This is a genomic window from Cellulosimicrobium sp. E-16 (genome assembly GCF_049913115.1).
Taxonomy (GTDB): Bacteria; Actinomycetota; Actinomycetes; order Actinomycetales; family Cellulomonadaceae; genus Cellulosimicrobium.
In genome coordinates this window covers 1078673-1103976 of the sequence record NZ_CP183974.1, presented here as the reverse complement: position 1 = coordinate 1103976, position 25304 = coordinate 1078673, and the positions used below count along the sequence as shown (strand labels likewise).

At 73.8% G+C, this 25304-nt stretch carries 18 protein-coding genes; 5 read left to right on the top strand and 13 right to left on the bottom strand.

Features of this window, described 5'->3' with window-relative positions:
- Positions 1 to 353: 353 nt before the first annotated feature.
- From araA to ACN9MS_RS04815, 8 genes are all read right to left on the bottom strand, one after another.
- The gene (gene araA, locus ACN9MS_RS04850) at positions 354 to 1862 is read right to left on the bottom strand and encodes an L-arabinose isomerase (RefSeq protein ID WP_426310973.1); all 1509 of its coding nucleotides are present in this window, start codon (positions 1860 to 1862) and stop codon (positions 354 to 356) included.
- 127 nt (positions 1863 to 1989) lie between these two features.
- Positions 1990 to 2757, bottom strand: coding sequence for an L-ribulose-5-phosphate 4-epimerase (locus ACN9MS_RS04845; RefSeq protein WP_426310972.1), 768 nt, complete (start codon positions 2755 to 2757; stop codon positions 1990 to 1992).
- Entirely contained in the window at positions 2754 to 4427 is a 1674-nt protein-coding gene (locus ACN9MS_RS04840) for a xylulokinase (protein WP_426310971.1), read from the bottom strand. Before ACN9MS_RS04840 ends, ACN9MS_RS04845 begins: the two co-directional genes overlap by 4 nt.
- Positions 4428 to 4543: 116 nt before the next feature.
- Positions 4544 to 5596, bottom strand: a complete 1053-nt coding sequence (locus ACN9MS_RS04835) for a LacI family DNA-binding transcriptional regulator (protein ID WP_426311825.1) — start codon at positions 5594 to 5596, stop codon at positions 4544 to 4546.
- 35 nt (positions 5597 to 5631) lie between these two features.
- Positions 5632 to 6519, bottom strand: a complete 888-nt coding sequence (proC, locus tag ACN9MS_RS04830) for a pyrroline-5-carboxylate reductase (protein WP_426310970.1) — start codon at positions 6517 to 6519, stop codon at positions 5632 to 5634.
- 170 nt (positions 6520 to 6689) lie between these two features.
- On the bottom strand, positions 6690 to 7418 hold the full coding sequence (locus ACN9MS_RS04825; RefSeq protein ID WP_426310969.1) for a hypothetical protein: 729 nt from the start codon (positions 7416 to 7418) through the stop codon (positions 6690 to 6692).
- A 168-nt stretch (positions 7419 to 7586) separates the two neighbouring features.
- Positions 7587 to 10754 (bottom strand): family 43 glycosylhydrolase, encoded by a 3168-nt coding sequence (locus ACN9MS_RS04820; RefSeq protein WP_426310968.1) that lies wholly within the window; start codon positions 10752 to 10754, stop codon positions 7587 to 7589.
- Between the two features lie 506 nt (positions 10755 to 11260).
- Complete coding sequence (locus ACN9MS_RS04815) at positions 11261 to 11794, bottom strand: potassium channel family protein (RefSeq protein ID WP_426310967.1); 534 nt, start codon at positions 11792 to 11794, stop codon at positions 11261 to 11263.
- Between the two features lie 77 nt (positions 11795 to 11871).
- Here ACN9MS_RS04815 and ACN9MS_RS04810 point away from each other — a divergent pair, with 77 nt between their 5' ends.
- Positions 11872 to 13332 (top strand): DNA repair protein RadA, encoded by a 1461-nt coding sequence (locus ACN9MS_RS04810; protein ID WP_426310966.1) that lies wholly within the window; start codon positions 11872 to 11874, stop codon positions 13330 to 13332.
- An 18-nt stretch (positions 13333 to 13350) separates the two neighbouring features.
- Here ACN9MS_RS04810 and ACN9MS_RS04805 read toward each other — a convergent pair whose 3' ends face one another.
- A complete protein-coding gene (locus ACN9MS_RS04805) occupies positions 13351 to 14016 on the bottom strand; it encodes an NUDIX domain-containing protein (RefSeq protein ID WP_426310965.1) in 666 nt (221 codons plus the stop codon).
- Positions 14013 to 14402 carry a DUF4406 domain-containing protein gene (locus ACN9MS_RS04800; RefSeq protein WP_426310964.1) on the bottom strand — a complete coding sequence of 130 codons (390 nt, stop codon included), beginning with the start codon at positions 14400 to 14402 and terminating at the stop codon, positions 14013 to 14015. Before ACN9MS_RS04800 ends, ACN9MS_RS04805 begins: the two co-directional genes overlap by 4 nt.
- Before the next feature lie 51 nt (positions 14403 to 14453).
- On the opposite strand from ACN9MS_RS04800, the gene ACN9MS_RS04795 reads away from it, so the two are divergent.
- A complete protein-coding gene (locus tag ACN9MS_RS04795; RefSeq protein WP_426310963.1) occupies positions 14454 to 15206 on the top strand; it encodes a DeoR/GlpR family DNA-binding transcription regulator in 753 nt (250 codons plus the stop codon).
- Here ACN9MS_RS04795 and ACN9MS_RS04790 read toward each other — a convergent pair.
- Together ACN9MS_RS04790 and ACN9MS_RS04785 are read right to left on the bottom strand one after the other, a co-directional pair.
- Positions 15175 to 16188, bottom strand: a complete 1014-nt coding sequence (locus tag ACN9MS_RS04790) for a COX15/CtaA family protein (RefSeq protein ID WP_426310962.1) — start codon at positions 16186 to 16188, stop codon at positions 15175 to 15177. The two genes, ACN9MS_RS04795 and ACN9MS_RS04790, sit on opposite strands and share 32 nt — an antisense overlap.
- The gene (locus tag ACN9MS_RS04785; RefSeq protein ID WP_426310961.1) at positions 16185 to 17027 is read right to left on the bottom strand and encodes an alpha/beta hydrolase; all 843 of its coding nucleotides are present in this window, start codon (positions 17025 to 17027) and stop codon (positions 16185 to 16187) included. The genes ACN9MS_RS04790 and ACN9MS_RS04785 overlap by 4 nt, the downstream gene beginning before the upstream one ends.
- 63 nt (positions 17028 to 17090) lie before the next feature.
- Here ACN9MS_RS04785 and ACN9MS_RS04780 point away from each other — a divergent pair, with 63 nt between their 5' ends.
- From ACN9MS_RS04780 to ACN9MS_RS04770, 3 genes are all read left to right on the top strand, one after another.
- Entirely contained in the window at positions 17091 to 17579 is a 489-nt protein-coding gene (locus ACN9MS_RS04780) for a MarR family winged helix-turn-helix transcriptional regulator (protein ID WP_426310960.1), read from the top strand.
- A 118-nt stretch (positions 17580 to 17697) separates the two neighbouring features.
- Positions 17698 to 18783 carry a DNA integrity scanning diadenylate cyclase DisA gene (gene disA / locus ACN9MS_RS04775; RefSeq protein ID WP_141389547.1) on the top strand — a complete coding sequence of 362 codons (1086 nt, stop codon included), beginning with the start codon at positions 17698 to 17700 and terminating at the stop codon, positions 18781 to 18783.
- 43 nt (positions 18784 to 18826) lie between these two features.
- A complete protein-coding gene (locus ACN9MS_RS04770) occupies positions 18827 to 19549 on the top strand; it encodes a class I SAM-dependent methyltransferase (RefSeq protein WP_426310959.1) in 723 nt (240 codons plus the stop codon).
- Positions 19550 to 20166: 617 nt separating this feature from the next.
- Here the strand turns inward: ACN9MS_RS04770 and ACN9MS_RS04765 are convergent.
- Positions 20167 to 24819: a discoidin domain-containing protein gene (locus ACN9MS_RS04765; protein WP_426310958.1), complete on the bottom strand. Its 4653-nt coding sequence runs from the start codon at positions 24817 to 24819 to the stop codon at positions 20167 to 20169.
- Positions 24820 to 25304 lie beyond the last annotated feature (485 nt).

Genomic DNA, 25304 nt, shown 5'->3' with positions numbered 1-25304 from the left:
CCGTGCCGAGGGTCGTCGGGTCGTGCCAGCCCACCATCGGGCTGTTGACTCTTGTTGATACATGTTTGCTTGTGTCAATGTCTAGCGGTGTCAGCACCCCTCCCGCAAGCCCCGACCCGGCTTTCCGCATAACCGTTCGGTAACCGTTGTGGCCACCGTCCGGCACTGCGACGTGCCGACCGCGCGGAGCCTGCCGAGGCACTGAGCGCCGGACCTGCGGATGTGATCGCTCACACCCTCCCGAGAGACGATGTTAGCGCTCACACGCGCGGAGGGGAAGCCGTCACCCGTCACGGTTCGGTCACGGCCGCGAGGCCACGCCCGGACCTGCGCAGACGGCTCCCCCGGGCGCGCTAGAGGCCCTGCGCGAGCCGGTAGTACACCTGGTTCCACCGCACCTGGTCGCGGAAGCCCCGGCGGGTCGTGCTCTCGTCGATGACGAGCAGCTCGGTGCGCGCGATGTCGGCGAAGACCTCGAACGCGTCGATCCCCGCCGCGGTCGAGAGCACCGTGTGGTGCGCCCCGCCCGCGGTCAGCCACGCCTCGGCGGACGTCGCGAAGTCGGGGCGCGGCTCCCACACCGCGCGCGCCACGGGCAGGTGCGGCAGCGGCGCGCTCGGCGGCACGACGTCCACGACGTTTGCCGTGAGCCGGAACCGGTCGCGCATGTCCGCGAGCGACACGACGACGCCCACGCCCGGGTCGGCGTCGAACACCATGCGGACGGGGTCCTCCTTGCCGCCGATCCCGAGCGGGTGGATCTCGACCCGGGGCTTCGACGTCGTGAGCGACGGGCAGATCTCGAGCATGTGCGCGCCGAGGATCTTCTCGCTGCCCGGCGTGAGGTCGTAGGTGTAGTCCTCCATGAGCGACGCGCCGCCGGGGAGGCCCTCGCCCATGACCTTCGCGGCGCGCACGAGGACCGCCGTCTTCCAGTCGCCCTCGGCGCCGAAGCCGTAGCCCTTGGCCATGAGGCGCTGCACGGCGATACCGGGGAGCTGGCGCAGGTCGCCCAGGTCCTCGAAGTTCGTCGTGAACGCCTTGGCGCCCACCGACTCGAGGAACGTCTCGAGCGCGATCTCCTGCCGGGCCGCGTACCGCAGCGACGCGTGCCGGTCGCCGTCCTTGCGCAGCTCGGGCACCACGTCGTAGAGGTCCTCGTACTCCGCGACGAGCGCGTCGACGTCGGCCTCGGAGACCTCCTCGACCGCGCGCACGAGGTCGTTCACGCCCCACGTGTTCACGCTCACACCGAACCGGAGCTCGGCCTCGGTCTTGTCGCCCTCGGTCACCGCGACGTTGCGCATGTTGTCGCCGAAGCGGGCCAGGCGCAGCTCGTGCGTCGCGGCCCAGCCGGCGGCGCCGCGCACCCACGACCCCACGCGCGCGGTGACGGCCGGGTTCGACACGTGCCCGACGACCGTCGTGCGCGCGACCCCCAGGCGCGTCGCGACGTACGCGTACTCGCGGTCGCCGTGCGCGGCCTGGTTGAGGTTCATGAAGTCGAAGTCGATGGTGTCCCACGGCAGCTCGACGTTCGCCTGCGTGTGCAGGTGCAGCAACGGCTTGCGGAGCTGGTCGAGGCCGCCGATCCACATCTTCGCGGGGCTGAACGTGTGCATCCACGTCACGACGCCCAGCACGCGGTCGTCCGCGTTGGCGTCGAGCATCGCGCGCCGGATCGAGCCGGCGTCCTTGAGGACGGGCTTCCAGACCACGTTCGCCGGGACGTCGGGCGACGCGTCGAGGACGCGCGCGACCTCCTGGGACTGCTCGGCGACCTGCCGCAGCGTCTCCTCTCCGTACAGGTCCTGGCTCCCGGTGAGGAACCAGATCTCGCGGTCCGCGTAGGGCTTGCTCATGTCGGTCCATCTCTCGTGTCGTGGGGCGGGCGCCGCACCGCTGCGGTCCCGTCCCTGCTGGTCGTGCTGCGGTCGTGCCGGTGGCCGGTGGCGGCCGGTCGGCCGCGGGGCCGGCGCGGCCCGCGGGTCAGGGGCGGTCGGGCGCGGGCTGCTGCCCGTAGACGTTCTGGTAGCGCGCGTAGAGGGAGTCGACGTCGTCCTGCGGGATGCGCGTGGGCTCGCCGAGCTGTCGGCTGACGTGCACGGTCCGCGCGACCTCCTCGCACATCACGGCCGCCTTGACCGCCGCGCGCGCGTCCTTGCCGATCGTGAACGGCCCGTGGTTGCGCATGAGGACCGCGGGGCTCCGGGAGTCCCGCAGCGTCTCGACGATGCCGCGCCCGATCGAGTCGTCGCCGATGAGCGCGAACGGGCCGACGGGGATGTCGCCGCCGAACTCGTCGGCCATCATCGTCAGGACGCACGGGACCGGCTCCCCGCGCGCGGCCCACGCCGTCGCGTACGTCGAGTGGGTGTGCACCACGCCGCCCACGTCCGGCAGGTGCCGGTAGACGTAGGCGTGCGCCGCCGTGTCCGACGACGGCGACCGGTCGCCCTCGACGAGCGTCGCGTCGAGGTCGCACACGACCATCGCCTCGGGGGTGATGTCGTCGTACGCGACGCCGGACGGCTTGATGACGAGCAGGTCGCCCGAGCCGTCGGGGCGCGCGGCGTCCCGGACGCGCTCGGACACGTTGCCCGCCGTCCACACGACGAGCTCCCACCGCGGGAGCTCGGCGTGCAGCGCGGCGACGCGCTCCTTGGCGGCGTCGACGGCGTCGCGCAGGTGCGCGGGCACCGCCGTCACGGCGGCGGGCGCGGCCGCCACGTCCGCGGCGGGGGTGGGCGTGCTCATGCGGGATCCTCTCCTTCGGTGCGGGTGGGCAGGGCCGCCACGGCGGCGCGCTCGACGGCGAGCCCCGCCGCGTAGCGCTCGAGGTACGCAGCGAAGCCGACGACGTCGACGGGGTCGGGGTCGACGGTCTCGATCTCCGCCGTCGCGAACACGTGGTCGCGCAGGTACGCGCCGAGGTCGTGGGCGGCGGCGCCCTCCGTCGACCCGGACGGGGTGCCCGACGACGCCCGGTCGCGTGCGAAGCCGGCGAGGACCGCGATGCCCCACGCGCCGCCCTCGCCCGCCGTGCGACCGACGCTCACCGGCGCGTCGATCGCGGCGGCGAGCAGCCGCTGCGCGACGCCCGCGGTGCGGAACATTCCGCCGTGCGCGAGCATCCCGTCGAGCCGGACGCCCTCGCCCGCCAGGACGCGCATCCCGAGCGCGAGGGTCCCGAAGGCGCCGTACACCTGCGTGCGGGCGAAGTTGGCGAGCGTGAGGCGGCTGCCGGGCGTGCGCACGACGAGCGGCCGGCCCTCGTCCAGGCCCGCGATCGGCTCGCCGGCGAGGTAGTTGTAGGCGAGCAGGCCGCCGCCGTCGGCGTCGCCGTCCAGCGCGGCACGGAAGAGCGCGCCGAACACGTCGTCCGGGCTCGCGTCGGAGCCGACGGCCGCGGCGAGCTCGCCCAGCAGGCTCGCCCACGCGTCGAGCTCGCTCGCGCCGTTGTTGCAGTGGACCATCGCCACGAGGTCGCCCGCGGGCGTCGTCACGAGGTCGAGCTCGTGGTGCACACCGGCCAGCGGGCCCTCCAGCACGACCATCGCGAAGATGCTCGTGCCCGCGCTGACGTTGCCGGTCCGCGGCGCGACGGCGTTCGTCGCGACCATGCCCGTGCCGGCGTCGCCCTCGGGCGGGCAGAGCAGGACGCCGGGGGTCAGCGTGCCCGACGGGTCGAGCCACGCGGCGCCCTCGGCCGTGAGCCGGCCCGCGTCCGCGCCCGCGACGAGCACGTCCGGCAGGAGCTCGGCGAGCTTGGGCCCGTCCCGGCGCGTCGCGACGCGCTCGTCGACGAGCGCGAGGAGTGCGTGGTCGTAGTCGCGCGTCGACGGGTCGACCGGGAACATGCCGGACGCGTCCCCGACCCCGAGGACGTGGCGGCCCGTGAGCCGCCGGTGGACGTACCCGGCGAGCGTCGTGAGCGACGCGACGCGCGCCGCGTGGGGCTCGGCGTCGAGGATCGCCTGGTACCAGTGCGCGACCGACCAACGCAGCGGGACGTTGTACCCGAGCAGCTCGGTGAGCTCGGCGGCGGCCGGGCCGGTCGACGTGTTGCGCCACGTGCGGAACGGGACAAGCAGCTCGCCGTCGGCGTCGAACGCGAGGTAGCCGTGCATCATCGCGGAGACGCCGAGGGCGCCGTAGGTCGTGGGACGCACGCCGTACCGCTCCTCGACGTCGTCGACGAGGCGCGCGTAGCAGTCGCGCAACCCCGCCTCGACGGCGTCGAGCGGGTATGTCCACGTGCCGTCCTCGAACCGGTTCTCCCACGCGTGGCTCCCGCTCGCGAGCGGCGTGCCCTCCGCGTCCACGAGGCACGCCTTGATCCGCGTCGACCCGAGCTCGATCCCGAGCGCGGTCTCCCCTGCCACGACGGCCGCCCGACGGCGGCCGACCTCGTCCTGCTGCACCATTGCTGCTTCTCCTCGTCGCGGCGTCGCGCCTCGGTCGTTGAGTTCCTGCTCGAATGTTAGCGCTCACAACCGGCGAGGCCAACTCCCCCGGCACGGGCCCTCGTGAGCGCTGCGGGTCAGCCGCGCGGCGTCGTGGTGCTCTCCCGCACCATGAGCTCGGGCGGGATCGACACGGGCCGGACGGTCGCGCCGGACAGGGCGTCGATCATCATGCCCATGCACCGGCGACCGAGCGAGCCGAACGGCTGGCGCACCGTCGTCAGCGGCGGGATGAAGTGCCCGGCCCCCGCCACGTCGTCGAAGCCCACGACCGAGACGTCGGTCGGGACGCGCACGCCCTGCTCCCAGAACGCGCGCAGCAGACCGAGCGCGAGCTGGTCGTTGCCGGCGAAGACCGCGGTCGGCCCGTCCCCTGCGCGCACCGCCGCGGCGAGCTCCTTCCCGACGGCGTATCCCCGGTCCGACGACCAGTCGCCGCGCACGGGCTCGGGCACGGGCGCCCCCTGCTCCTCGAGCGCGGCCCGCCAGCCCGTCTCACGCTCGCGCGCGTCGAACCAGTCGAGCGGGCCGGAGAGGTGCAGCACGGTGGCGTGCCCGAGCCCGAGCAGGTGCTCGGTCGCGAGCCGCGCGCCGAGCCGCTGGTCGACGGCGATCGAGAGGATCGCGCCCGGCGCCCCGAGCGCCCCGGCGCCCGGACGCACGACGTCTGCCGGCTCGCCCTCGCCCGGGTGGTCGCGCGCCGCGATCATGATGACCGGCACCGGCGCCCGGAACGAGTCGACCGCCGCCGCGACGTCGGTCTGCGGCGCGATGACGACGATGCCCTCGACGCCCTGGTCCATGAAGTGCTCGAGCACCCGGTGCATCGTGTCCGCGTCGTAGCGCCGGATCGTCGCGACGCTCACGAAGTACCCCTGCTCGCGGGCCGCCTCCTCGACCGCGATGAGGGTCGACGTCGGCCCGTAGAGCGCGGAGCCCGTGGTGACGACGCCGATCGTCCCCGAGCGCATCGTGACGAGCGCGCGCGCCGCGCTGTTGCGCCGGTAGCCGAGCGTCGCGATCGCGTCGAGGACGCGGTCCCGGGTCTCGGGTCGCACGCTCGGGTGGTCGTTGAGCACGCGCGAGACCGTCTGGTGCGACACCCCGGCGAGGCGCGCGACGTCCGACATCGCGGGCGGGCGCGTGCGGGGGGACGGGCCGTCGCTCACCGCTCGTCCCCCCCGGCCTCCGGGCGCGGCGCCGGTGCCGCCGCGAGCGCCGCGGCGAGCTCGGCCGACCGGTCGCGCGCGGCCTCGAGCGCGTCGAGGAACGCGGCGCGCACGCCGCCCGCGTCGAGCCGCCGCAGGGCGGCGACCGTCGTGCCGCCGGGCGACGAGACCTTCTCGCGCGCGATCGCCGGGTGCTCCCCGGTCTCGCGCAGCATCGTCGCCGCGCCGTGCACGGTCGCGGTGGCGAGCTCGAGCGCCGTCGCGCGCGTGAGCCCCAACAGGACGCCCGCCTCGGCGAGCGCGTCGATCACGTAGAAGACGTACGCCGGGCCGGAGCCCGAGAGCGCCCCGACCGCGTCCTGGTCCTTCTCCGCGACGCGCACGACGAGCCCCGTCGCGGACAGCAGGCGCTCGACGAGCGCGACGTCGTCGTCGCTCGCCGCGGCACCGCCGCTCACCGCGCTCACCCCGGCGCCCACCACGGACGGCGTGTTGGGCATGACCCGCACCACGGCGGTCCCCGCCAGCAGCCGGTCCTCGTAGAACGCCGTCGGCAGCCCGACGACGACGCTCACCACGACCGTCCCCGCGCCCACCGCGTCGCGGACCTCCGCGAGCAGCGCCGCGACGTCCTTGGGCTTCACCGCGACGACCACGACGCCTGCGCCGCGCACGGCCTCGACGTTGTCCTGCGTCGTCCGGACCCCGTGCCGCGCCGCGAGCTCCTCGCCGCGCTCGGGCCGGCGGACCGTCGCGACGACGTCGGCGGGGTCCCAGCCCGACGCGAGCGCGCCCGCGAGGACGGTCTCCCCCATGACGCCCGTGCCGAGGACGGCGAGCCGGCGCTCGGGGACGGGCGCGGGCGAGGTCGGCAGGTCGGTCATGGACGATCAGCTCCCGGTGGTCGGTGAAGGCATTCTTGCGCACCCGGCGGGTGCTCCGGGCCGTCGCGGCGCCCGTGGGGACGCCGTCGCGGGCGCCGCGGGCTCCCCGGGACGGTGCCCGCCAGGGGCGAGCAGCGCTCGGGGCGGGTCCGTGCCGGCGTCGAGGACGGTCAGAGCGGGAAGGCCTCGTACACGTCGGTGACGACGTCGGCGGGCCCGGTGGCCTGCAGGACCGCGGTGCCGTTGCGCCAGGTGACGGTCGCCTGGCCGTCTGCGGCGGGCGTCACGGCGTACGTGCCCGCGACCTCCCCCGCGACCTCGACGTCACCCGTGTCCGTCGGCTCGCCGGCCGCGGCGACGAGGTCCGTCGCGGCGGTCTCCGCCTCGGCGACCGTGGGCCACTGACCCGCGACCACCGTGACCGTCGTCGCGTCGTCCCCCTCGCCGTCCGCGTAGACGAGCTCGTACGCCTCGAGGGCCCGCGCCGCGGTCCACGCGTCGGTCGCCGAGTCGCTGCGCAGCACCAGGTCGAGCACGGTGTCGGGCAGCGCCGTCGCGAACGCGGTCGTCCCGGTCCGGGCGGCGGGCTCGAGCGTCGGTGTGGGCGGGTCGGCCGTGACCGTGACCGTCGGCTCGGGGTCCGCCGCGGCGTCCGCGCGGGCGAAGCCGGGCCATCCCCAGGCCAGGAGCGCGACCACGAGACCGACGACGAGCAGCAGCCCGACGATCACCACGAGCCGGCGGCGCCGGTAGACGGCCGCCGACGCGGGCCGGGAGTGGCGTCGGTCGCTCGCGCCCACGGCGTCGGTGGGCCGACGCGGCGACGACCCCCCGGCGGTCGCGGGGCGTGCCGGGGTGGCGGCGCGTCCCGTCGGGCTCCCGCCGGGCGGCTGGCTCATCGCGCGTACCTCCGCTGGTCTCGGTCCTCGCGGGCCCGGTCCTCGCAGGCCCGGGCTCTGCGGCCAAGCGTAGGACGCGCGCGTGCCCGACCCCCCGCGCTCGTGCGGGGTGTCGGGCACGCGTCGGCGGTTCACCCGCCTGTCATCCCTCCGGGTCCCGGGTGATCGTCACCCGCAGCCCAGAGCGGCGTGCTCCGCCTCGGTCTCCGTCGTGATCTCGACGCCGTCGACGGAGCCCGTCGCCCGCGCGACGACGGTGCCTGCCTCGACCGTCGCCGCGCGGACCGCGAACGACTGGTAGGCGCTCTTCCCCGGGGCGACCGCCGGGAACGACCGCGTGCCGTACGGCGTCTCGAGCACCAGGTCGACCGGGGCGTCGTGACCGTGGGTGGCGACCACGGCGACGTAGGCCTTCCCGGCGAGGCAGCGCGCCTGCGCGGTGACGGTGACGGGCAGCTCGGGCTCCGGACCGCCCGTGCCGGGGTCGTCCGCGAACGCCCGCCACTCGGTGACCGCCACCGCGGAGTAGGTCGTCCCGTTCCCGTTCGCCGAGAAGGTCGCCCGCAGGCGCGACGTGGTGACGGGGTCGAACGTCACGGTGTTGAACGCGGTCGTGCTCGTGCCGTACCCGGAGGGGTTCGCTACCGGGACCCACGCCTGCGCCGCCTCGTCCCAGTACTCGAGCACCCAGGAGTCCGGACGGACGACGCCGTCGCCGCTGCCGGGGTTCGAGTCCCGCCAGAACTTCAGCTCGGCGCCCGTGAGGCGGATCGGTCGCGACCAGTCGTACCGCACCCACTGGGTCGCGGGCCGGGCACCCGACCAGGTGCCCCAGATCTGGGCCTGGCTCGGGTTCGCCGGGTCGGCGTCGTCGTGGAGCGCGCCGACGCTGTTCCACCCCGCGGTGTACGACGCGCTCGCCGCGGCGATCGGTGCGACGTTGCCTGTGAGGGGCCCGGAGACGTCCGCGGGGACGGTCACGACCTTCGGCGTCTCCGCGTTGCCCGCGACGTCGACCGCCCGGAACGACACCCGGTGCTGGCTCGCGTCCGGGGCAGCCACCGGGCCGGCGTAGGTCTGCCACGCGCCCGTGCCGATCGCGTACTCGACGCGGGCGACGCCCGACGTCGCGTCGGTCGCGGTGACCGTCACCGTCCGCGCGGCCTCGTCGAGCACGCCCGCGCTGACGGGCGCCACCCGGTCGATCCGGACGTCGAGCGCCGCCTCGTCCGAGACGTTCCCCGCACGGTCTGCGGCCGTCGCGAGGACGCGGTGCTCGCCGTCGCCCGTCACGGCGACCTCCGTGGTCCGCGCCGGCTCCGTGCTGACCGGGGCGCCGTCGTCCACACGCGTGGTGAGGACCACGCGCCCGCCCGAGTCGTCGGCGCCGTCGACCCGGACCCGGACGTCGGAGCGGAACCAGCCGTCGCTGCCGGCGCTGCCCAGCGGCGTGAGCGTCACGGTCGGCGCGGTCTCGTCGCCCTCCGCCGCCTCGGCCGGGATCACGGTGACCTCCGTGCTCACGCGACCGCCCGCGTAGCCGAGCACGGACCCCTCGACCGCGAAGGTGCCGGGCGCGGCGACGTCGTCGGCGGTGACCACGTCCCAGAAGGCGGGGACCTGGAGGGTCTCGCCACCCGCGAACGTCACCGGGACCGTGCCCGGCAGGGCGGTCTCGCCGACCTCCACCGTCACCCCGGGCGGGTCGACGGCGGCGGGCTGCTCGGCGAGGACCTTCCACTCCTCGACGGCCACGGCCGAGTACGTGCTGCCGTTCGTCGAGGCGTCGAGGACGGCGCGCACCTGCGTCGTCGTGACCGGGTCGAACGTCGTGTCCTGGAAGCCGCTCGTACCGGTGCCGTAGGCGCTGGGGTTCGGCACGTCGACCCACGCGCCGCCGTCGGAGGCGTCCCAGTACTGGATGCGCCACGACGCGGGGGCGGCGACACCGACGCCCGTGCCCTGGGGCTGGTCGTTCCAGAACTCGATCTGCGAGCCGGCGAGGCGCATCGGCCGGTCCCACGTGTACTGGACCCACTGCTGGGGCGGGTTGCTGCCCGTCCAGGTGCCCCACATGTCCGGGGGCAGCGGGTTGGGCCGCACGATCTCGTCGTTGAGCGCCTTCTTCCAGTACTGCGTGGGGACGGGCTCGTTCGAGACCGTGACCGTCGCCTCCTGCGCGACGTTCGCGCGAGGCGTCGTGTCCTTGACCGGGGCGGGCGTCGTGACGACCGGCTTCATGCGCGGCGGCGACTGCGTGTCGTCCCACTCGACGCGGTCGATCGCGACCGAGCGCCGGAAGTGGTTGCCGCCCTCGGCGTCGGCCGTGTGGTACGCGATCCACCACTCGCCGTCGAACTCGAGGATGCCGGGGTGGCTCGTCGTCGACGACACCGGCGCGAGGACCGTGCCCCGGTAGGTCCACGGCCCCTGGGGGGTCGACGCCGTCGCGTACGCGATGCACGCGTGGTAGTTCGCCGGGGTGCACGCCGACGTCGGGCCCGCGTTGTTGCCCGCGTACGCCAGGTAGTACGTCCCGTCCCGCTCGAACGCCCACGCCGCCTCGAAGAAGCCCGTGAGCCCGGTGACCGTCCGGACCTGGCCGACCGGGGTCTTCATGTCCTGCGCGAGCTCGAGCATGCGCAGGTTCGAGAAGCTGCCCCACCACACGTAGACGCGGGCGTCGTCGCCCTCGCCGTCCACGAGGACCGTGGGGTCGATGTTGTGGATCGTGTTCGGGGTCGGGACCCTCTGGGAGATGATCGGCGCGCCGACGTGGTCGGCCCACGGGCCCGTCGGGGAGTCGGACACGGCGACGCCGATGCCGAACGCGTCGCTCGCGGGGCTGTTCGCCTCGTTCACGGGGACGTACCAGTAGTAGCGCCCGTCGACGCCCTGGACGACCTGCCCCGCGTACGCGCGGCCCGGCGTCGCCCACTCGAACACGTCCTCGGGCCGCATGAGCGACGGGTGGTGCGTCCACTCCCCCGCGTCCACGTCGCTCGTCACGAACGCGCCCCACTCGTTCATGACGAAGTCGTTGCGCGTCGGGCCGGCCTCGTCGTGGCCGGTGTAGACGTAGAGCGCGTCCCCGTCCGTGTCGTTGCCGGGTGCGCCCGCGGGGACGACGAGCGGCGCGGGGTCGGCCGAGTAGTAGCTCCCGTCACCGAGGATCGGGTTCTCGGTGCTCGTGAACGTGTACGGGTCCGCGGCGGCCGCCGGGGCCGCGGTCGCGGCGATCCCGGTGAGCGCCAGCCCGGCGCTGAGCACGCTCGCGAGCGCTCGTCTCGCTCGGTCCCCGCCGTGCGACGGTCGGGCGGTCGGTCTGTCGGTCATGGCCTGGTCTCCTGACGATCGGGCCGCGCGGCGCGGCCTGCGGGTCCTGCGTGGAGGTCGTGCGCCCCGGGAGTTCCCTCGGCCCCCGGGGCGCACGGTCGTGGAGCCCGTGCCGGCGGGCAGGACGTGCCGGGTGCGCGGCCGGCCGACGGTGACGCCCCCGCGAGCGGGGGTCGGACGCGTCACCGCCGTCGTCGCGGCACCGTCGTCGCGCGCGGGGTGGCGGTCGTGACGGGCGGGCCGACGGCGCCGCGCACCTCGGCGGTGCGGCGTGCGGGCCGTCGTCGCGCTCGCGTCGTCACGGGCGTGCACCTCTCGTCGTCGAGCCGGTCGTCCGGTGCCGACCATGCCACACCCGGAAACCAGATCGCAATGGTTTTCGGTGGGAGTTCGCGTGAGGACCGCAGCGCACGGACCTCGCCGCTGCGCGCAGGGATCGAGGAACCGCGGGATGTCGCGCGAGAGCACGTCACGGCCGCGTCGGGGCCGAGGTGCGGGAGAGAAAGTCAGCCGACCCGGTTTTCGGACTGCGGCCCGTGCTCGTGGTGGCGCTCCGCACGCACGCGGGCACGCGTCGTGGCGATGGAGACGAGAAGACCGACCACGACGAGGTCGAGCACGATCTGGATCATCGCCACGATCTTCGCCCCCTCGCCGACCGGGTGGACGTCGCCGTACCCGACGGTCCCGAGCGTCACCACGGCGAAGTACAGCGCGTCCGTGCGGTTCGCGATGCCGACGAACTGGTCGGCCATGAGGTAGTAGGCGAGCGCGAAGAACGTGACGATCGGGAGGAGCAGCCCCATCACCGACTGGACCCGGACGCTCGGCGTCCCCCAGGCGCGGAGCTGACGGCGCACCTGGACCACGAGGAGCGCGCACAGCAGCGCCAGCCCGACGCCGAACGCGACGAGCTGGACGACCTCCGGGGCCTCGTCGGTCGGCAACGGCACCCCGTAGTAGACCGTGAGGCACGCCGTCGTGGACGCGGCCGTGAGGATGAGGGTCCACCACGGGCTGTCGTGCGGGAGCCTGCGCATGCGCCCAGCATCCCGCGCGGAGGCGCTCTCGTCGCGGCGTCGCGCCGGTGTCGGCGGTCGTGGCTAGGTTGGGGCGTGTGACGTCGTCGACCACCGCCGCCCGCTCCGGGGCCGCCAAGCGAGCCCGCCCCGCCTACCGCTGCTCCGAGTGCGGCTGGACCACGGCGAAGTGGGTGGGGCGCTGCGGCGAGTGCCAGGAGTGGGGAACGGTGACCGAGGACGCCCCCGCGGCCTCGGGTCCCCGCACGACCGCCGTCACGCCGACGCGCTCGCCCGCCCGCCCCATCGGGGAGATCAGCGTCGAGGCGGCGCGCGCGACCCCGACGGGCGTCTCGGAGTTCGACCGCGTCCTCGGCGGCGGCATCGTGCCGGGCGCGGTGGTCCTGCTCGCCGGGGAGCCGGGGGTGGGCAAGTCGACCCTGCTCCTCGCGGTCGCGAGCAACGTCGCGGCCGGCGGGTCGGACCTGCCGACGGTGCGCCCGGTCGGCGAGCGCGCGACCGAGGGCGCCCGCCCGGCCCCGACGCCGCGGCGCGTCCTCTACATCACGGGCGAGGAGTCGGCCGGGCAGGTGCGGCTTCGCGCCGAGCGCGTCGGCGCCCTCGCGCCCGGCCTGCTCCTGGCGTCCGAGACGGACCTCGCGACCGTGCTCGGCCACATCGAGGCGACCGAGCCGGACCTGCTCGTCGTGGACTCCGTGCAGACCATCGCGTCCGCCCAGGTCGAGGGGGCGCCCGGCGGTGTGAGCCAGGTGCGCGAGGTCGCGGCGTCGCTCATCGCGGCGGCGAAGGCGCGCGACCTGCCGGTCGTCCTCGTGGGCCACGTGACCAAGGACGGCTCCGTCGCCGGGCCGCGCACGCTCGAGCACCTGGTCGACGTGGTGTGCCAGTTCGAGGGCGACCGGCACTCGCGCCTGCGGCTCGTGCGCGCCGTGAAGAACCGCTACGGCCCGACGGACGAGGTCGGCTGCTTCGACCTCACGGAGAACGGCATCGTCGGCCTCGCCGACCCGAGCGGGCTGTTCCTCTCGCACACCGGCGCCGGGTCGCCCGGCACGTGCGTCACCGTGACGCTCGAGGGGCGGCGCCCGCTCGCGCTCGAGATCCAGTCGCTCGTCGTGCCCAGCTCGCTGACCAACCCCCGCCGGACCACGAGCGGGGTGGACTCGAGCCGCCTCGCGATGATCCTCGCCGTCATGCACCGCCATGCGGGCGTCCGGCTCGTCGACCAGGACGTGTACGCGTCGACCGTCGGCGGCGCCAAGGTCACCGAGCCCGCCGCCGACCTCTCGATCGCTCTCGCCGTGCTCTCCGCGCGCGAGGACGAGGCGCTGCCGCAGGGCACCGTGGCGTTCGGCGAGGTCGGCCTCGCGGGCGACATCCGCCCCGTCACGGGCCTGGACCGCCGCCTCGCCGAGGCTGCGCGCCTCGGCTTCACGCGCGCCGTCGTGCCGCGGGGGTCGTTCCCGCGACCCGTGGAGGGCATGACGATCCTCCCCGCGCGCCACCTGGGCGAGGCCGTCGAGCTCGCGCGGACCTGAGGACGCTGCCAGGGGCGGTCAGCCGTCCGACCGCCCGCCGGCGAGCGCCCACCACTGGAGCAGCATGATGGTCTTGCCGTCGACGATGCGACCGTCGCCGACCATCGCCAGCGCGTCGTCGAGCGCGAGCTCGACGACCTCGATGTCCTCGCCCTCGGCCGCCACCCCTCCGCCCGCGCCCGTGCGGTCGCGCGGGGTGTAGGAGGCCGCGAAGAAGTGCACCTTCTCGGTGACGGACCCCGGGCTCATGTAGGCGGTGAAGACACGCGCGACCGGCCCGACGGTCACGCCCAGCTCCTCGGCGACCTCGCGCCGGATCGCGGTCTCGGGGTCGTCGTCGTCCAGCAGTCCGGCGGCCGTCTCCAGGAGCATGCCGTCCTCGTGGTCGTTGACGTACGCCGGGAACCGGAACTGCCGCGTGAGCAGGACGGTCGACCGCGCGGCGTCGTGGAGCAGGATGGTCGACCCGTCCCCGCGGTCGTACGTCTCGCGCTGGAGCGTCTGCCAGCGCCCGTCGCGGCGCCGGAGGTCGAAGGTCGTGCGGCGCAGCACGTGCCACCCCTGCGACGTGAGCTCGACGTCGCGGACGACGACGTCCGGGTTCCGCCGCAGCCCGCGACCTGTCCGGTCGAGTCCCGTGCGGCCGCGGTGGTCGGGCACGTCGACCCCGGGGACGCCGCTCACCGGGCGCTCGCGGCAGAGGTCTCGACGCGGCGGGGCAGCTCGGAGACGTCGTGGTAGACGGGGAGGCCACGGGCCGTGGCGATCGCGACGTCCTGGTCGGCCCCTGCCGACTCGCCGGGCAGGCGCAGCACGGCGTCGCAGTGCTCCAGGAGGCGCTGCGCGGTCGGGTAGAGCACGTCCGCCGCCAGGTCGTCGTCCACCGTGGCGCCCGCCGAGCGCAGGATGGGGAGCGCGACCCACTCGCCGATCATGGGGACGTGCCCCGCGGCGAAGACGGGCCAGGCCGCCTCCTCGAGGCGGCGCAGGTTGGCCGCCATGGCGGCGTGGTCGCCGTCGGTCCCGGAGCGGTAGGGGCCGGCGATGAGGACGAGCAGGGGTCGGGTCATGCCTCTAGAATAGGCATGAACGTGCATCATCGAGAATAAACGAGGAGAACCATGCTGGCCGCCGAGAGACGTGACCTCCTGCTCGCGACCCTCCGCCGTGACGGCAAGATCGTCGCGAAGACCGCCGCGGCGGAGCTCGGGCTCTCGGAGGACAGCATCCGCCGGGACCTGCGCGAGCTGGCCGCCGAGGGGCTCTGCCAGCGTGTGTACGGCGGGGCGCTGCCGGTCTCGCCCGCGGTCGCCGACTACGCGGGACGCCGGCAGGTCGCCGTCGCGGGCAAGGAGCGGGTCGCGTCCGCCGCGGTCCGCCTGATCGACCCGGGGAGCACCGTCATCCTCGACGGCGGGACGACTGCCCTCGCCGTCGCGGCGGCACTGCCGCCGGACCTGCGGTGCACGGTGGTGACCCACAGCCCGACGGTCGCGACGGCGCTCGTCGAGCACCCGGTCGCCGACGTGATCGTCCTCGGCGGCCGGCTCTTCAAGCACTCGGCGGTGACCAGCGGGGCCGCGACGGTCGAGGCCGCCCAGCGCGTGTCGGCCGACCTGTTCCTGCTCGGCGTCACCGGCATCCACCCGGAGGCCGGGCTCACCACGGGCGACCCGGACGAGGCGGCGACGAAGCGGGCCCTCGCCGCGCGCGCGGCGGAGACGTACGTGCTGGGCTCGTCGGAGAAGGTCGGGGCCGCGTCGCCGTTCCGCGTGGTCGGGTTCGACGACGTCGCCGGCGTCGTCACGGACGCCGACCCCGCGTCGGACGTCGTGCGTGCGCTCAGCGAACGGACCCGCGTGCTCCCCGCCTGACGACGTCGGAACGTGCAGGAACGTGCAGGCTGCGACCTGGCCCGTACCCGCCGACGCACAGGGCGACGACCGTCGTGGCCGCCGCGAGCAGCGTGGCGAGCACCATGTGGGCTCCGACCGCCAGGACGGGCAGCCCGTGGCGCGCCTGGTACAGGCCCAGCAGCACCTGGACGCCCTCCAGCGCGAGGAGCGCGAGGAGCCAGCCGCGGACCGGCATGCGGCGCACCCACGCCACCACGGTGAGCGCCGCGGTGACGGCCACGAGCACGTAGCTCGGCCAGGCGTGCACGTGCTGCAGGAGGGTCGCGTCGAACCCGTTGCGGCCCGCCTGCAGGTCGCCCGAGTGCGGCCCCGCCCCCGTGGTGAGGACACCGAGGAGGATCGTCACGACCGCCGTCGCCACGAGGACCGCGGTCACGGCCCGGAACGCCGCGGGCGCGCGACCCGTCCCGTCGTCCGCGGGGACGACTCGGAGGCGGAGGAGGAACGCCGCGCACACGCACGCGAGCGCGACCGAGGCGACGTAGTGGAAGCCGACGACGAACGGGTTGAGCCCGGTGAGCACGGTCACCCCGCCCACGAGCGCCTGGGCCACGACGCCCAGCACGACCGTGCCCGCGAGCAGCGCGAGGTCCCGGCGCTCACGACGCACCCGGACGACCAGGAGCAGCACGACCACCGCGGCGACGCCGACGACGCCGGCCAGCGTGCGGTTGCCGAACTCGATGAGCCCGTGGACGCCCATCTCCGGGGTGCTCACGAGCGAGTCGGGCGTGCACAGGGGCCACGTCGGGCAGCCCAGGCCGGACGACGTCAGCCGGACGGCTCCGCCGGTCGCCACGAGGAGCACCTGGACGGCGAAGGAGACCCACGCCGCCACGACGACCCGCCGGTCCAGCCGGTCGGGCAGCCGTCGCCACCACCGCCGCAGCACGGGCTCCGCGACCTCCGCCCGGTCGGCCACCCGCTGCTCCGCGCTCACCGACCCACCGAGCCCAGGAACGGCACGACCGCCTCGGAGATGCGCTCCCGCGCGTCGTCGGCCGAGATCGTGGGGGTCCCGTCGCCCGGCTGCGCGCCGTAGTCGCCGAACTGGGCGTGCGTCGCGCCGTCGATGCGCACGCGCTCGGCGCCGGGCGGCAGGAGCGCCCGCGAGGACGCGATCGACTCCTCGTCGACGAGGCCGTCCTGCGTGCCCGTCACGGTGAGGGCGGCCAGGTCGGCGCGGCCGGAGAGGTCGCCGAGCGGGCAGTACGACGCGAGGAGGACGAGGGCGCGCACCTCCTCCGACTCGGCGTACGTGCACGCCCGGACGCCACCCATGCTGTGCCCGCCGACGGCCCAGGCGTCGACCTCGGGGGCGAGCGCCGTGAAGGCCTCGAACGGTCGGCGCTCCAGCAGCGCGAGGTGGAGGAACGGCTCGACGAGGACGACCGTCGTGCCCTGCGCGGCGACCTCCTGGAACGTCGCCGCGTACGCCTGCGGCTCGACCTTGGCCCCCGCGAGGAACACGAGGCCGCTGCCGTCGCCCTCCCCGGCGGGCCGGAGGACGACGACGTCGCCGCGGTCGTCCAGGCGGACGCGAGGGTCCTCCTGCACGGCGGCGAGACCCGCCGGCTCGGCGGCGAAGGTGTCGTCGGCCCACACGAGGAAGGCACCGACCGCGACGACGAGCAGGCCGAGCAGCGTGAGCGCGACCGTCACGAGCACGCGGCGGACCCGGGACCGACGGGGTGCCGGCGGCGTGGCGGGGGAACGGTCCGGCGGAGCGGCGGCATCGTCGAGAGCGTGCTGCGCCGGGGGCGCGAGCGGAGAGGGCATGGGGCGGCTCCGGGGAGGGTGGATGGTACGGCTACCGTAGCATCTCGCTTGTAGGCTGATCCGATGAGCCAGCACCCCGACGCCCGACCGGCGCTGTCGGTCCACCTGCTCCGGGACCTCCAGGACGCGATCGGCGAGGCCACCTCCGCCCTGGCGCACCGGCTGCGGATGAGTGCCACGGACGCCGCCGCCCTCGAGCACGTCGCGCTGGCGGACCAGCCGCTGGGCCCCGGGGAGCTCGGCGCACGGCTCGCCGTCACGCGCTCGTCGGCCACCGAGGTCGTGGACCGGCTCGCGCGCGCCGGGCACGTCGAGCGCGTCCGGGACGAGACGGACCGGCGCCGGTACCGCCTCGAGCCCACCCCGGCCGCCCGGTCGCGCGTCCGCGCCGAGCTCGACCCGCTCCGGCGTTCCCTGGACTCCGCCGCCGACGGCTTCTCGCCCGCGCAGCAGCAGGTGATCGCCGCGTACCTGCGCGCGGTGACCTCCGCCTACCGCTCCTTCGCGGCCACGCCGGACGGGGCCCCGGAGTCTCCCCGCCCCCACCGGTGACCACCGGGCGGCGCGGGCGAGCGCCGTCCGGCGCGTCGAGACCGGATCGTGACCGGATTGTGGCCCGCTGCCGCGGGTTCCCGGGGGTGGAAAAGGGCTCACAGCGTAGGATTCGTCCGTGGCCAACTCCCCTGCGCACCCCGACGAGATGCTCCGGGAGACCCTTGCCGCCGTGGCGCCCGGGACCGAGCTCCGTGACGGTCTCGAACGCATCCTCCGCGGCCGGACGGGCGCGCTCATCGTGCTCGGCCTGGACAAGGTCGTCGAGGAGATGTGCTCGGGCGGGTTCGTCCTCGACGTCGGCTTCTCCGCGACGCGCCTGCGCGAGCTGTCCAAGATGGACGGCGCCGTCGTGCTCGACCGCGACGCGAACCGCATCCTGCGTGCCGCCGTGCAGCTCCTGCCGGACCCGACCATCGAGACGACCGAGTCCGGGACGCGGCACCGCACCGCGGAGCGCGTCGCCAAGCAGAGCGGGTTCCCGGTCATCTCGGTGAGCCAGTCCATGCGGATCGTCGCCCTGTACGTCGGCGGCCAGCGCCACGTCCTCGAGGACTCCGACACCATCCTGTCGCGTGCCAACCAGGCGCTCGCGACGCTCGAGCGCTACCGCGCCCGCCTCGACGAGGTGTCCGGCACGCTGTCCGCGCTCGAGATCGAGGACCTCGTCACGGTCCGCGACGTCTGCGCGGTCGTGCAGCGCCTCGAGATGGTCGCCCGCATCTCCGAGGAGATCGCCGGCTACGTCATCGAGCTCGGCACCGACGGCCGGCTCCTCGCGCTCCAGCTCGACGAGCTCATCGGCGGCATCGGCTCGGACCGCGAGTTCGTCATCCGCGACTACGTGGACCTGGGTCGCAAGGACCGCTCGCTCGCCGACGTCCAGAAGGCGCTCGGCGGCCTCGACTCCACGCAGCTGCTCGACCTCGGCCAGATCGGGCGCGTCCTCGACCTGCCGGGTGGCGGCGACGCGCTCGACGCCGCCGTCGCGCCGCACGGGTACCGCCTCCTCTCCAAGGTCCCGCGCCTGCCCGCGACGATCATCGACCGGCTCGTCGCCCACTTCGGCGGGCTGCAGAAGCTCCTCGCCGCGAGCATCGACGACCTCATGACCGTCGACGGGGTCGGCGAGCAGCGTGCCCGCGCGGTGCGCGAGGGCCTGTCGCGGCTCGCCGAGTCGAGCATCCTCGAGCGCTACGTCTGAACCACCTCACCGTCCGACCGACGAGCCCGCACGGAGGGGGACCGTGGACCACGTCGACGAGTGGTCGGCACTGGCCGACGCCTGGGCTCGCTGGTGGGCGCCCGCCGCCGCCCCGGCCCAGCGGGCGATCCTCGACGCCGCCGGCATCGGGCCGGGCAGCCGCGTGCTCGACGTCGGGTGCGGCACGGGCGAGCTCGTCGCCATGGCCCTCGCCCGCGGTGCCGAGGCGGCGGGGTGCGACGCGGCGGCCGGGATGATCGACGTCGCCCGCCGGCACGGCCCGGGCGCCGACCTGCGCGTCGCGCAGGCCGAACGTCTCCCCTGGTCCGACGACGCGTTCGACCTCGTCACGCTCGTCAACGCCCTCGCGTTCACCGACGTCGCCAAGACCCTGAGCGAGGTCCGTCGCGTCGGCGAGCTGGTCGGCGTCGCGACGTGGGCCGAGGACGCCCTCAACGACCTCACCGTGCTCGAGCGGGCCGTCGCCGGCGACGACCACGAGCCGAGCGACGAGAGCCGCGAGGAGGGACACCTCGGCGCGTTCCTGACCGAGCACGGCTTCACCGTCGTCGCGGAAGGGGTGTCGGACGCGCCGATGCCGCTCGCCGACGCCGACGAGGTCGTGGCCGCGATCATGTTCGGCGAGTCCGACGAGCTGCGCGCCGAGCTCCGCCCCGACGTCCTCGCCGCCGCCCGCCCCTTCCGCCGCCCCGACGGCTCCTACCTCCTGCGCAACACCTTCCGCTGGGCCCTGGCCCGCCGCTGACGCACTCCCGACCCCCGAGGGAGAACCGTGGTCGGGTCTCAGTCCCGCCTGGTCGGGTCCGCGGCGCGGGTGGCCTCGGTGCTCGGGGCTGCGGCGCCGTCGCCCCGGCCTCTCGGCCGTGGGTCCGAGGAGCGCCGCTCTGACGCCCCTTCGCATCAGAGCCCACCCCCACCGCTCGCACGTCGTCCCACCCGGGTCTCGTGGCCGGGCTTCGCCACCACTGGTCGTCGCCTACCTGCTGGTCGGTCGAGGTGCAGCGCTGGTTCTTGTGGCCGCCGACGGTCGGTCGCCCCAGCGAGAGGCGAACCCCACCACGCGGGCAGTCCCCAGGGTGAGCACAGACCAGGGTGGGACGACGCCGGGCGGGGTGGGTGGTGGTGCCGCGTCGTGGCGGGCCTGGCGGGAGCCGCGAGGAACGAGCGGCGGATGGTAGACGCGGCACCTCCACCCACCCCGCCCACCCGACGCAACCACGCGCCGTCAGGCACGACCACGGTTCTACTCCGCGCGACCAGGGCTCTACCTCGACGGGCCAGGGTTCTCCCTCGCGCAGACGGGTCTCGCCCCGGTCCGTGAGGACGGACCGGGGCGAGACGGGTGGGGGACGCGCGCTGCGGTCAGCCGCAGGTGGCGGCGTCGTACTGCGCGGCGGCGGTCGTCGACCTCCCCTCGGCGTCGGTGGCCACGACCGTGACCTCGCCGGCCTCGACCGACGTCGCCCGCGACGCGAACGACTGGTAGGCGTTCTTGCCGGGCTCGACGCCGTTGACGGTCTTGGTGCCGAACGGCGTGTCGAGGCGGACCGTGAGCGGCACCTCGTCGTCGTTCTGCGCGCGGACCGCGACGTACACCTTGCCGGCGAGGCAGCGGGTCTCCGCCGTGACGGTGACCGCCGGCCCGGCGGGGACGCCGTCGCCCACCGTGAGGGTGAGCGTCGTCGTCGTGGTGCCGGCGGTGCTCACGTAGTCCGGGAGGACGAGGTCGCCCCGGATCACGTAGACGCCCGGCGTCTCGACGACGGACTCGTCGTAGTCCCACTCGACACCGATCGCCTGGTTGTCGCGCGACCCGTCGTTGTACGAGACGAGGACCTTCGTGGGCAGCCACGGCTGTTCGCCGACGTCGACGCTCTGCTCGAACTGCTCGGCACCCTGGATCGAGATGCCACCCTGAGAGTTCTCCGGCCGCACGTACACCTGGGCCTCGGCGATGAGGCCGTAGGTCGTGTTGGTGCCGTAGACCGTGAACGGTTCGACGTTGGTCTCCGCCACCATGGCCGGCGTGATCGGCTGCCAGGTGAAGTCGACCGCCCCGCGGCGGCCGCTCGAGTAGACGACGTCGAGCGACGTCGGCAGCTCGGGCACCTCGCCCGTGACCGTGCGCAGGATCACCGGGCTCGCGACGGAGTCGACGGTGTCCCCGTTGACGCGCCACCGCAGCACACCGGTACCGGCACCGCCGGTCTGCACACCCGTGATGCGGACGCGCAGGTAGCTGGCCTCGACGGGCTCGAACTCGAGGTGGTTGTACGCGTTGCGCTGGAGCGCGCCCGCGTACGTCGAGCCCTCGGCCAGGGTGACGGGCGTCCAGTCGGTGCCGTTCTGGGAGTGCTCGACCGTGTAGGTGTCCGCGCGCGGCATGCGCGTCCCGCCGTTGTCGTCGTACCAGTAGATGTCGGTCGAGGCGAGGAGCACCGGCGACTCCCAGGCGTACCGGATCCACGCCGCGGTCTGCGCGCTCGTCCCGTTCGCCGGCTGGCCCCAGGTGCCCCAGCCGTTGCCCGCGCCCGGGTTCGAGCTCGCGGGCGTCGAGGACTCGTTGACGCGCAGCGGGTTCTCCCACGACGCCGACCCGCTCGTCGTGATCGTCGCGAGCGCGCCGAACTCGGCGGACGTCGCCTTCTCGGTGAGCTCGACCTCGACGTCGCGCTCGGTCGTGAGCTCGCCGTCGGACGCGGTGAGCCGGAAGGTGTACTCCCCCGCGGCCGTGCCGGTCACGGTCGTGGTGAGGGCGTCGGCGTCGCCGAAGATGACGCTCGCGCCGTCGGGTGCGGCGACGGTCGTCCACCCGGAGGTGAGCGTCCCGTCGTCGGGGATGCCGTCGTCGGTCACGGTGCCGACGAGCGTCGTGGACAGGTTGCCGTCCTTCGACCGGTCGACGTTCACGGTGACGGTCGGGGCGTCGTTGACGACCTCGGGCACCTCGCGACCGGAGTCGAAGACCTGGATCTCCGAGATCGCCGTCCAGTACGACGGCGTGTTCGTGAACGCGACGCGGACCTTGTCGGTCGTCACGGCCTCGAAGAGGACCTCGTTGAACTTGGGGCCGGGGATCTTCGGTGCCTTGAACGCGTCCGGCACCGAGGTCCAGCCGCCCGCGCCGTCGGGCACCTGGATCGAGTACCGCAACGGCTCGCGATACCCGCCCGCCTGCCGGTCGCTGACGAACCAGACCTTGACGTTGTCGAACGTCGTGGGCTCGCCGAGGTCGAGCTCGATGTAGCCGGTGTCTCCCTCCGTGCCGTAGTTGCCCCAGTAGGGCTCGTTGACGGTGGTGCCGTCGGTGACGGCGGCGAGCGACACGGGTCGCTCGGTCTCCTTGATCGCGCCCGGCGTGTAGTTCATCGAGCCCGTGCTCCAGCCCGGCGTGTGGAACTGCCGCCACGGCGTCGGGCGCGCTCCCTGCTGGGTGGCCGACGACGACAGCTCGGCGCCGCGCGCGAGGTTGCCCGCGTCCTCGGTGAGGTCGATGCCGGCCGTCTTGAGGTAGGACACGACGCGCTCGTCCTCGATCGGGGTGTCGACCGCGGTCGGCAGGTCGGCACCCTCGTCCGCGACGACCTCGACCGCGAGGCCCTCGTCGGACTCGACGACCTCGTTGGACGCCGGGTCGTAGACGAACCGGCCGAGACCGTCGGCCGCGGCCTTGCGCTCGCCGTCGACGAACAGGCTGTAGCCCGCGCCCAGCCCGTAGTGCGAGCCGTCCTCGTCCCAGACGATCGTGACGTCCTTGCCGTGGTACCGCAGGTTGTTGACCATGAAGTGGTCGTACCCGAGGTCGATCGGCCACAGCTCGATCTTGTCGTCGGACCGCGGCTGGATGCCGCCCATGTCCTCGACGTAGATGTAGTTCATGTTGCCGAGCATCACGTGGTTCGGGTTGTTGCGGTTGAACGTCTGCGTGCTCGCGTTCCAGTTCGAGTAGTACTCGGCCTGGTTGGGGACCAGCGCGTTGCCGTTCGGGTAGATGCTCCACGCCATCCAGTCGAGCAGCTTGGCCGCGTACTCCGGCGTGACGTACGTGTGGTCCGGGTCGTAGTGCCGCAGCGCGGACCGCACGCCGCGGTACTGGACCGTGAAGTTGATGTTCGAGAAGTTGTTCGAGCCACCGATCCCGAACTTCGCCCGGTCGTACTGGTTGGCCGTGTAGAACGGGAAGATCGGGAAGTTGTCGCCGTACCGCAGGAACCGGAACCCGTCGACGTACTTGTCGGCGTCCTCGACGGGGATGAGGTTCTCGGCGTAGACGTCGTAGAGGTTCGACTCCTTCGCCGGGATCAGGTCCCGCTCCGCCTGGCTGAGCGGGTTCTGGTTCCCGCCCGACGTCGCGCCGTGCGACGTGCCCGCGAGGAACATGCGCGTCTCGTCGCTCCACAGTCGGCCCAGGATCGCGTCCCGGATCTCGTCCGCCGTGTCACCCATCTCGGCGACCTTCGCCGGGTCGGCTCCCGCCATCGCGTAGAGCTGGCGGGCGGCGTCGAACGCGCCCCACACGTACGCGGACTCGGGCCGCTCGATCGTCCGCGCGCCCGGCGCCCCCGCGTTCACCTTGGGGTACCCGAAGCTGATCGCGTCGGAGTCGTTGCCGGGCATGTAGTTGGTGTCGTACGCGATGAGCTTGTCGTCGTTGCCGTCGTAGTGCTCGAGCTGCCCCGTGCCGTCGCCCTCGAAGTATGTCGCGAAGCGCTCGGCGACCGCCGGACCGCCGCCGTGCACGTTGTACGCCTCGAGGCCCGCCGTGCCGAGGTACTGCGAGTAGTGGTTGTTCCAGCTCGTGTGGCCGGGGCTGTCGAGGAACGCGGAGGACCCGGAGAGCTCGCCGATGTTGAGGATCTGCCCGTAGCCCAGGTACGGGTTGCGGATCCACTTGGTGTCCTGGAGGTGCATGGGCTGCGTGAGCGCCACCGAGTTCTGGTAGAGGTTCACGCCCTCGATCGTCGTCGGGTACTGGTAGACGTAGCCCGGCTCGTTCGCGTCCAGGCTGTTGTACCGCTCGCCCCACCAGCGGTAGACGATCGCCTTCTCGATCGCGTCGTCGGGCACGTCGATGTACGGGATGTCCTGGGCCCACTGGCGGTTGAACGCCGTGACGCCGGTGCGGAACGCGTCGGCCGGCGACAGCTCGGCGTACTCGTGGAAGCTCTCGACCGACTCCGGGAGCGTGTCGCTGGACAGCACGCCGAGCACGGACAGGTCGACGGAGCCGCCCGCGGGGACCGTGACCTCGCGGTCGAGGTTGGTGCCGACGCGCTCGAACCCGGGTGCCTTGAGCCCGACCGTGACGTCGGACCACGGGGTGTCGACCAGGCCGTTGTTGGCCCCGCTCGTCAGGGTGCGCGTCCCGGTGAGCTCGTCGGCCGAGTCCGTGGACGTCGTCGCGAGCGGCGACGCGGCACGCACCGTGAACGTCACGTCGCTCGTGCCGGCGTTGGTGAACGTGATCGCCGACAGCGCCACGTTGTCGTACGTGATGAGCTTCTTGAGGTCGGCGGTGACACCGGTCGACCCGACCGTGTAGCGCGCCTTCGCGTGGCTCGGCGCGTTGAAGCGCTGCGCCCCGACCTCGGTGATCGTCTGACCGGGCACGGTCACGGTGTAGAGGTTGCCGAGGTTGTTCGGCCCGCCCGCGAACGCGGAGCCCGCGAAGCCCATGACCGCCCAGTTGCTGCCGCCGCGCAGGTAGAGCGACCGCCCGCGCGTCTGGAGCACGGTGTTGCTCGCCGTCCCGCTGACCCCGAGCACGCGGTCGAGGTAGTAGTCGGTGCCGCCCGCGGCCAGGTCCTTCTCGAAGATCGACCCGTGCATCGAGCCCGCGGTCCACGGGACGCCCGGCTCGAGCGCCGCGGCGACCGGACCCAGGTTCGTGTAGACCGGGTCACCGATGTCCATCGAGTCCGTCGTGCCGTCGGTGTAGACACCGACGTCGCTCTCGTTGCCCGGCACCACGTCGGCCTGAGCCGCCGGTGCCAGTGCGACGCCGGTGGCGGCCATCGCACCTGTCATCGCCGAGGCGACGACCCTTCTCCACGCTCTCCCCGACATCACCAAGTCCTCTCCATCGGGAACCGGAACAGGTTTCGGGACGACGGCGGGGCCCCACGTCGCGCGGGTGGACTGCCTCGTCCGCCCGCCCCGCTGCGGGACGCGTGACCCTGATCGTCGTACCGGCTCGCGCCGCCCCGCGGGCCGGTGGTGACCGGGACCGTCGGCCCCGGGTCCCTCCGCGGTGAGGTCGCCAGACGCGAGCCAGTCAACCAGCGCGCACCTCGGACCGCAATGGTTTTCGGTCTCGACTTTGGAGACTCTTCACCGGAGTCACGAACTCGCGCGGAGGCATGAATCGTTGGAAATACGTGCCTCTTAGGCTGTGCGACGGAATCTCACTCCAGCGGCAGCCGTTGTCCGCGCCCACCTTCCGAAAGCAACCATCCATCGGTTTCACTGGCTCGGAGCGCGGGAAGGAAGCGGTCACCGTC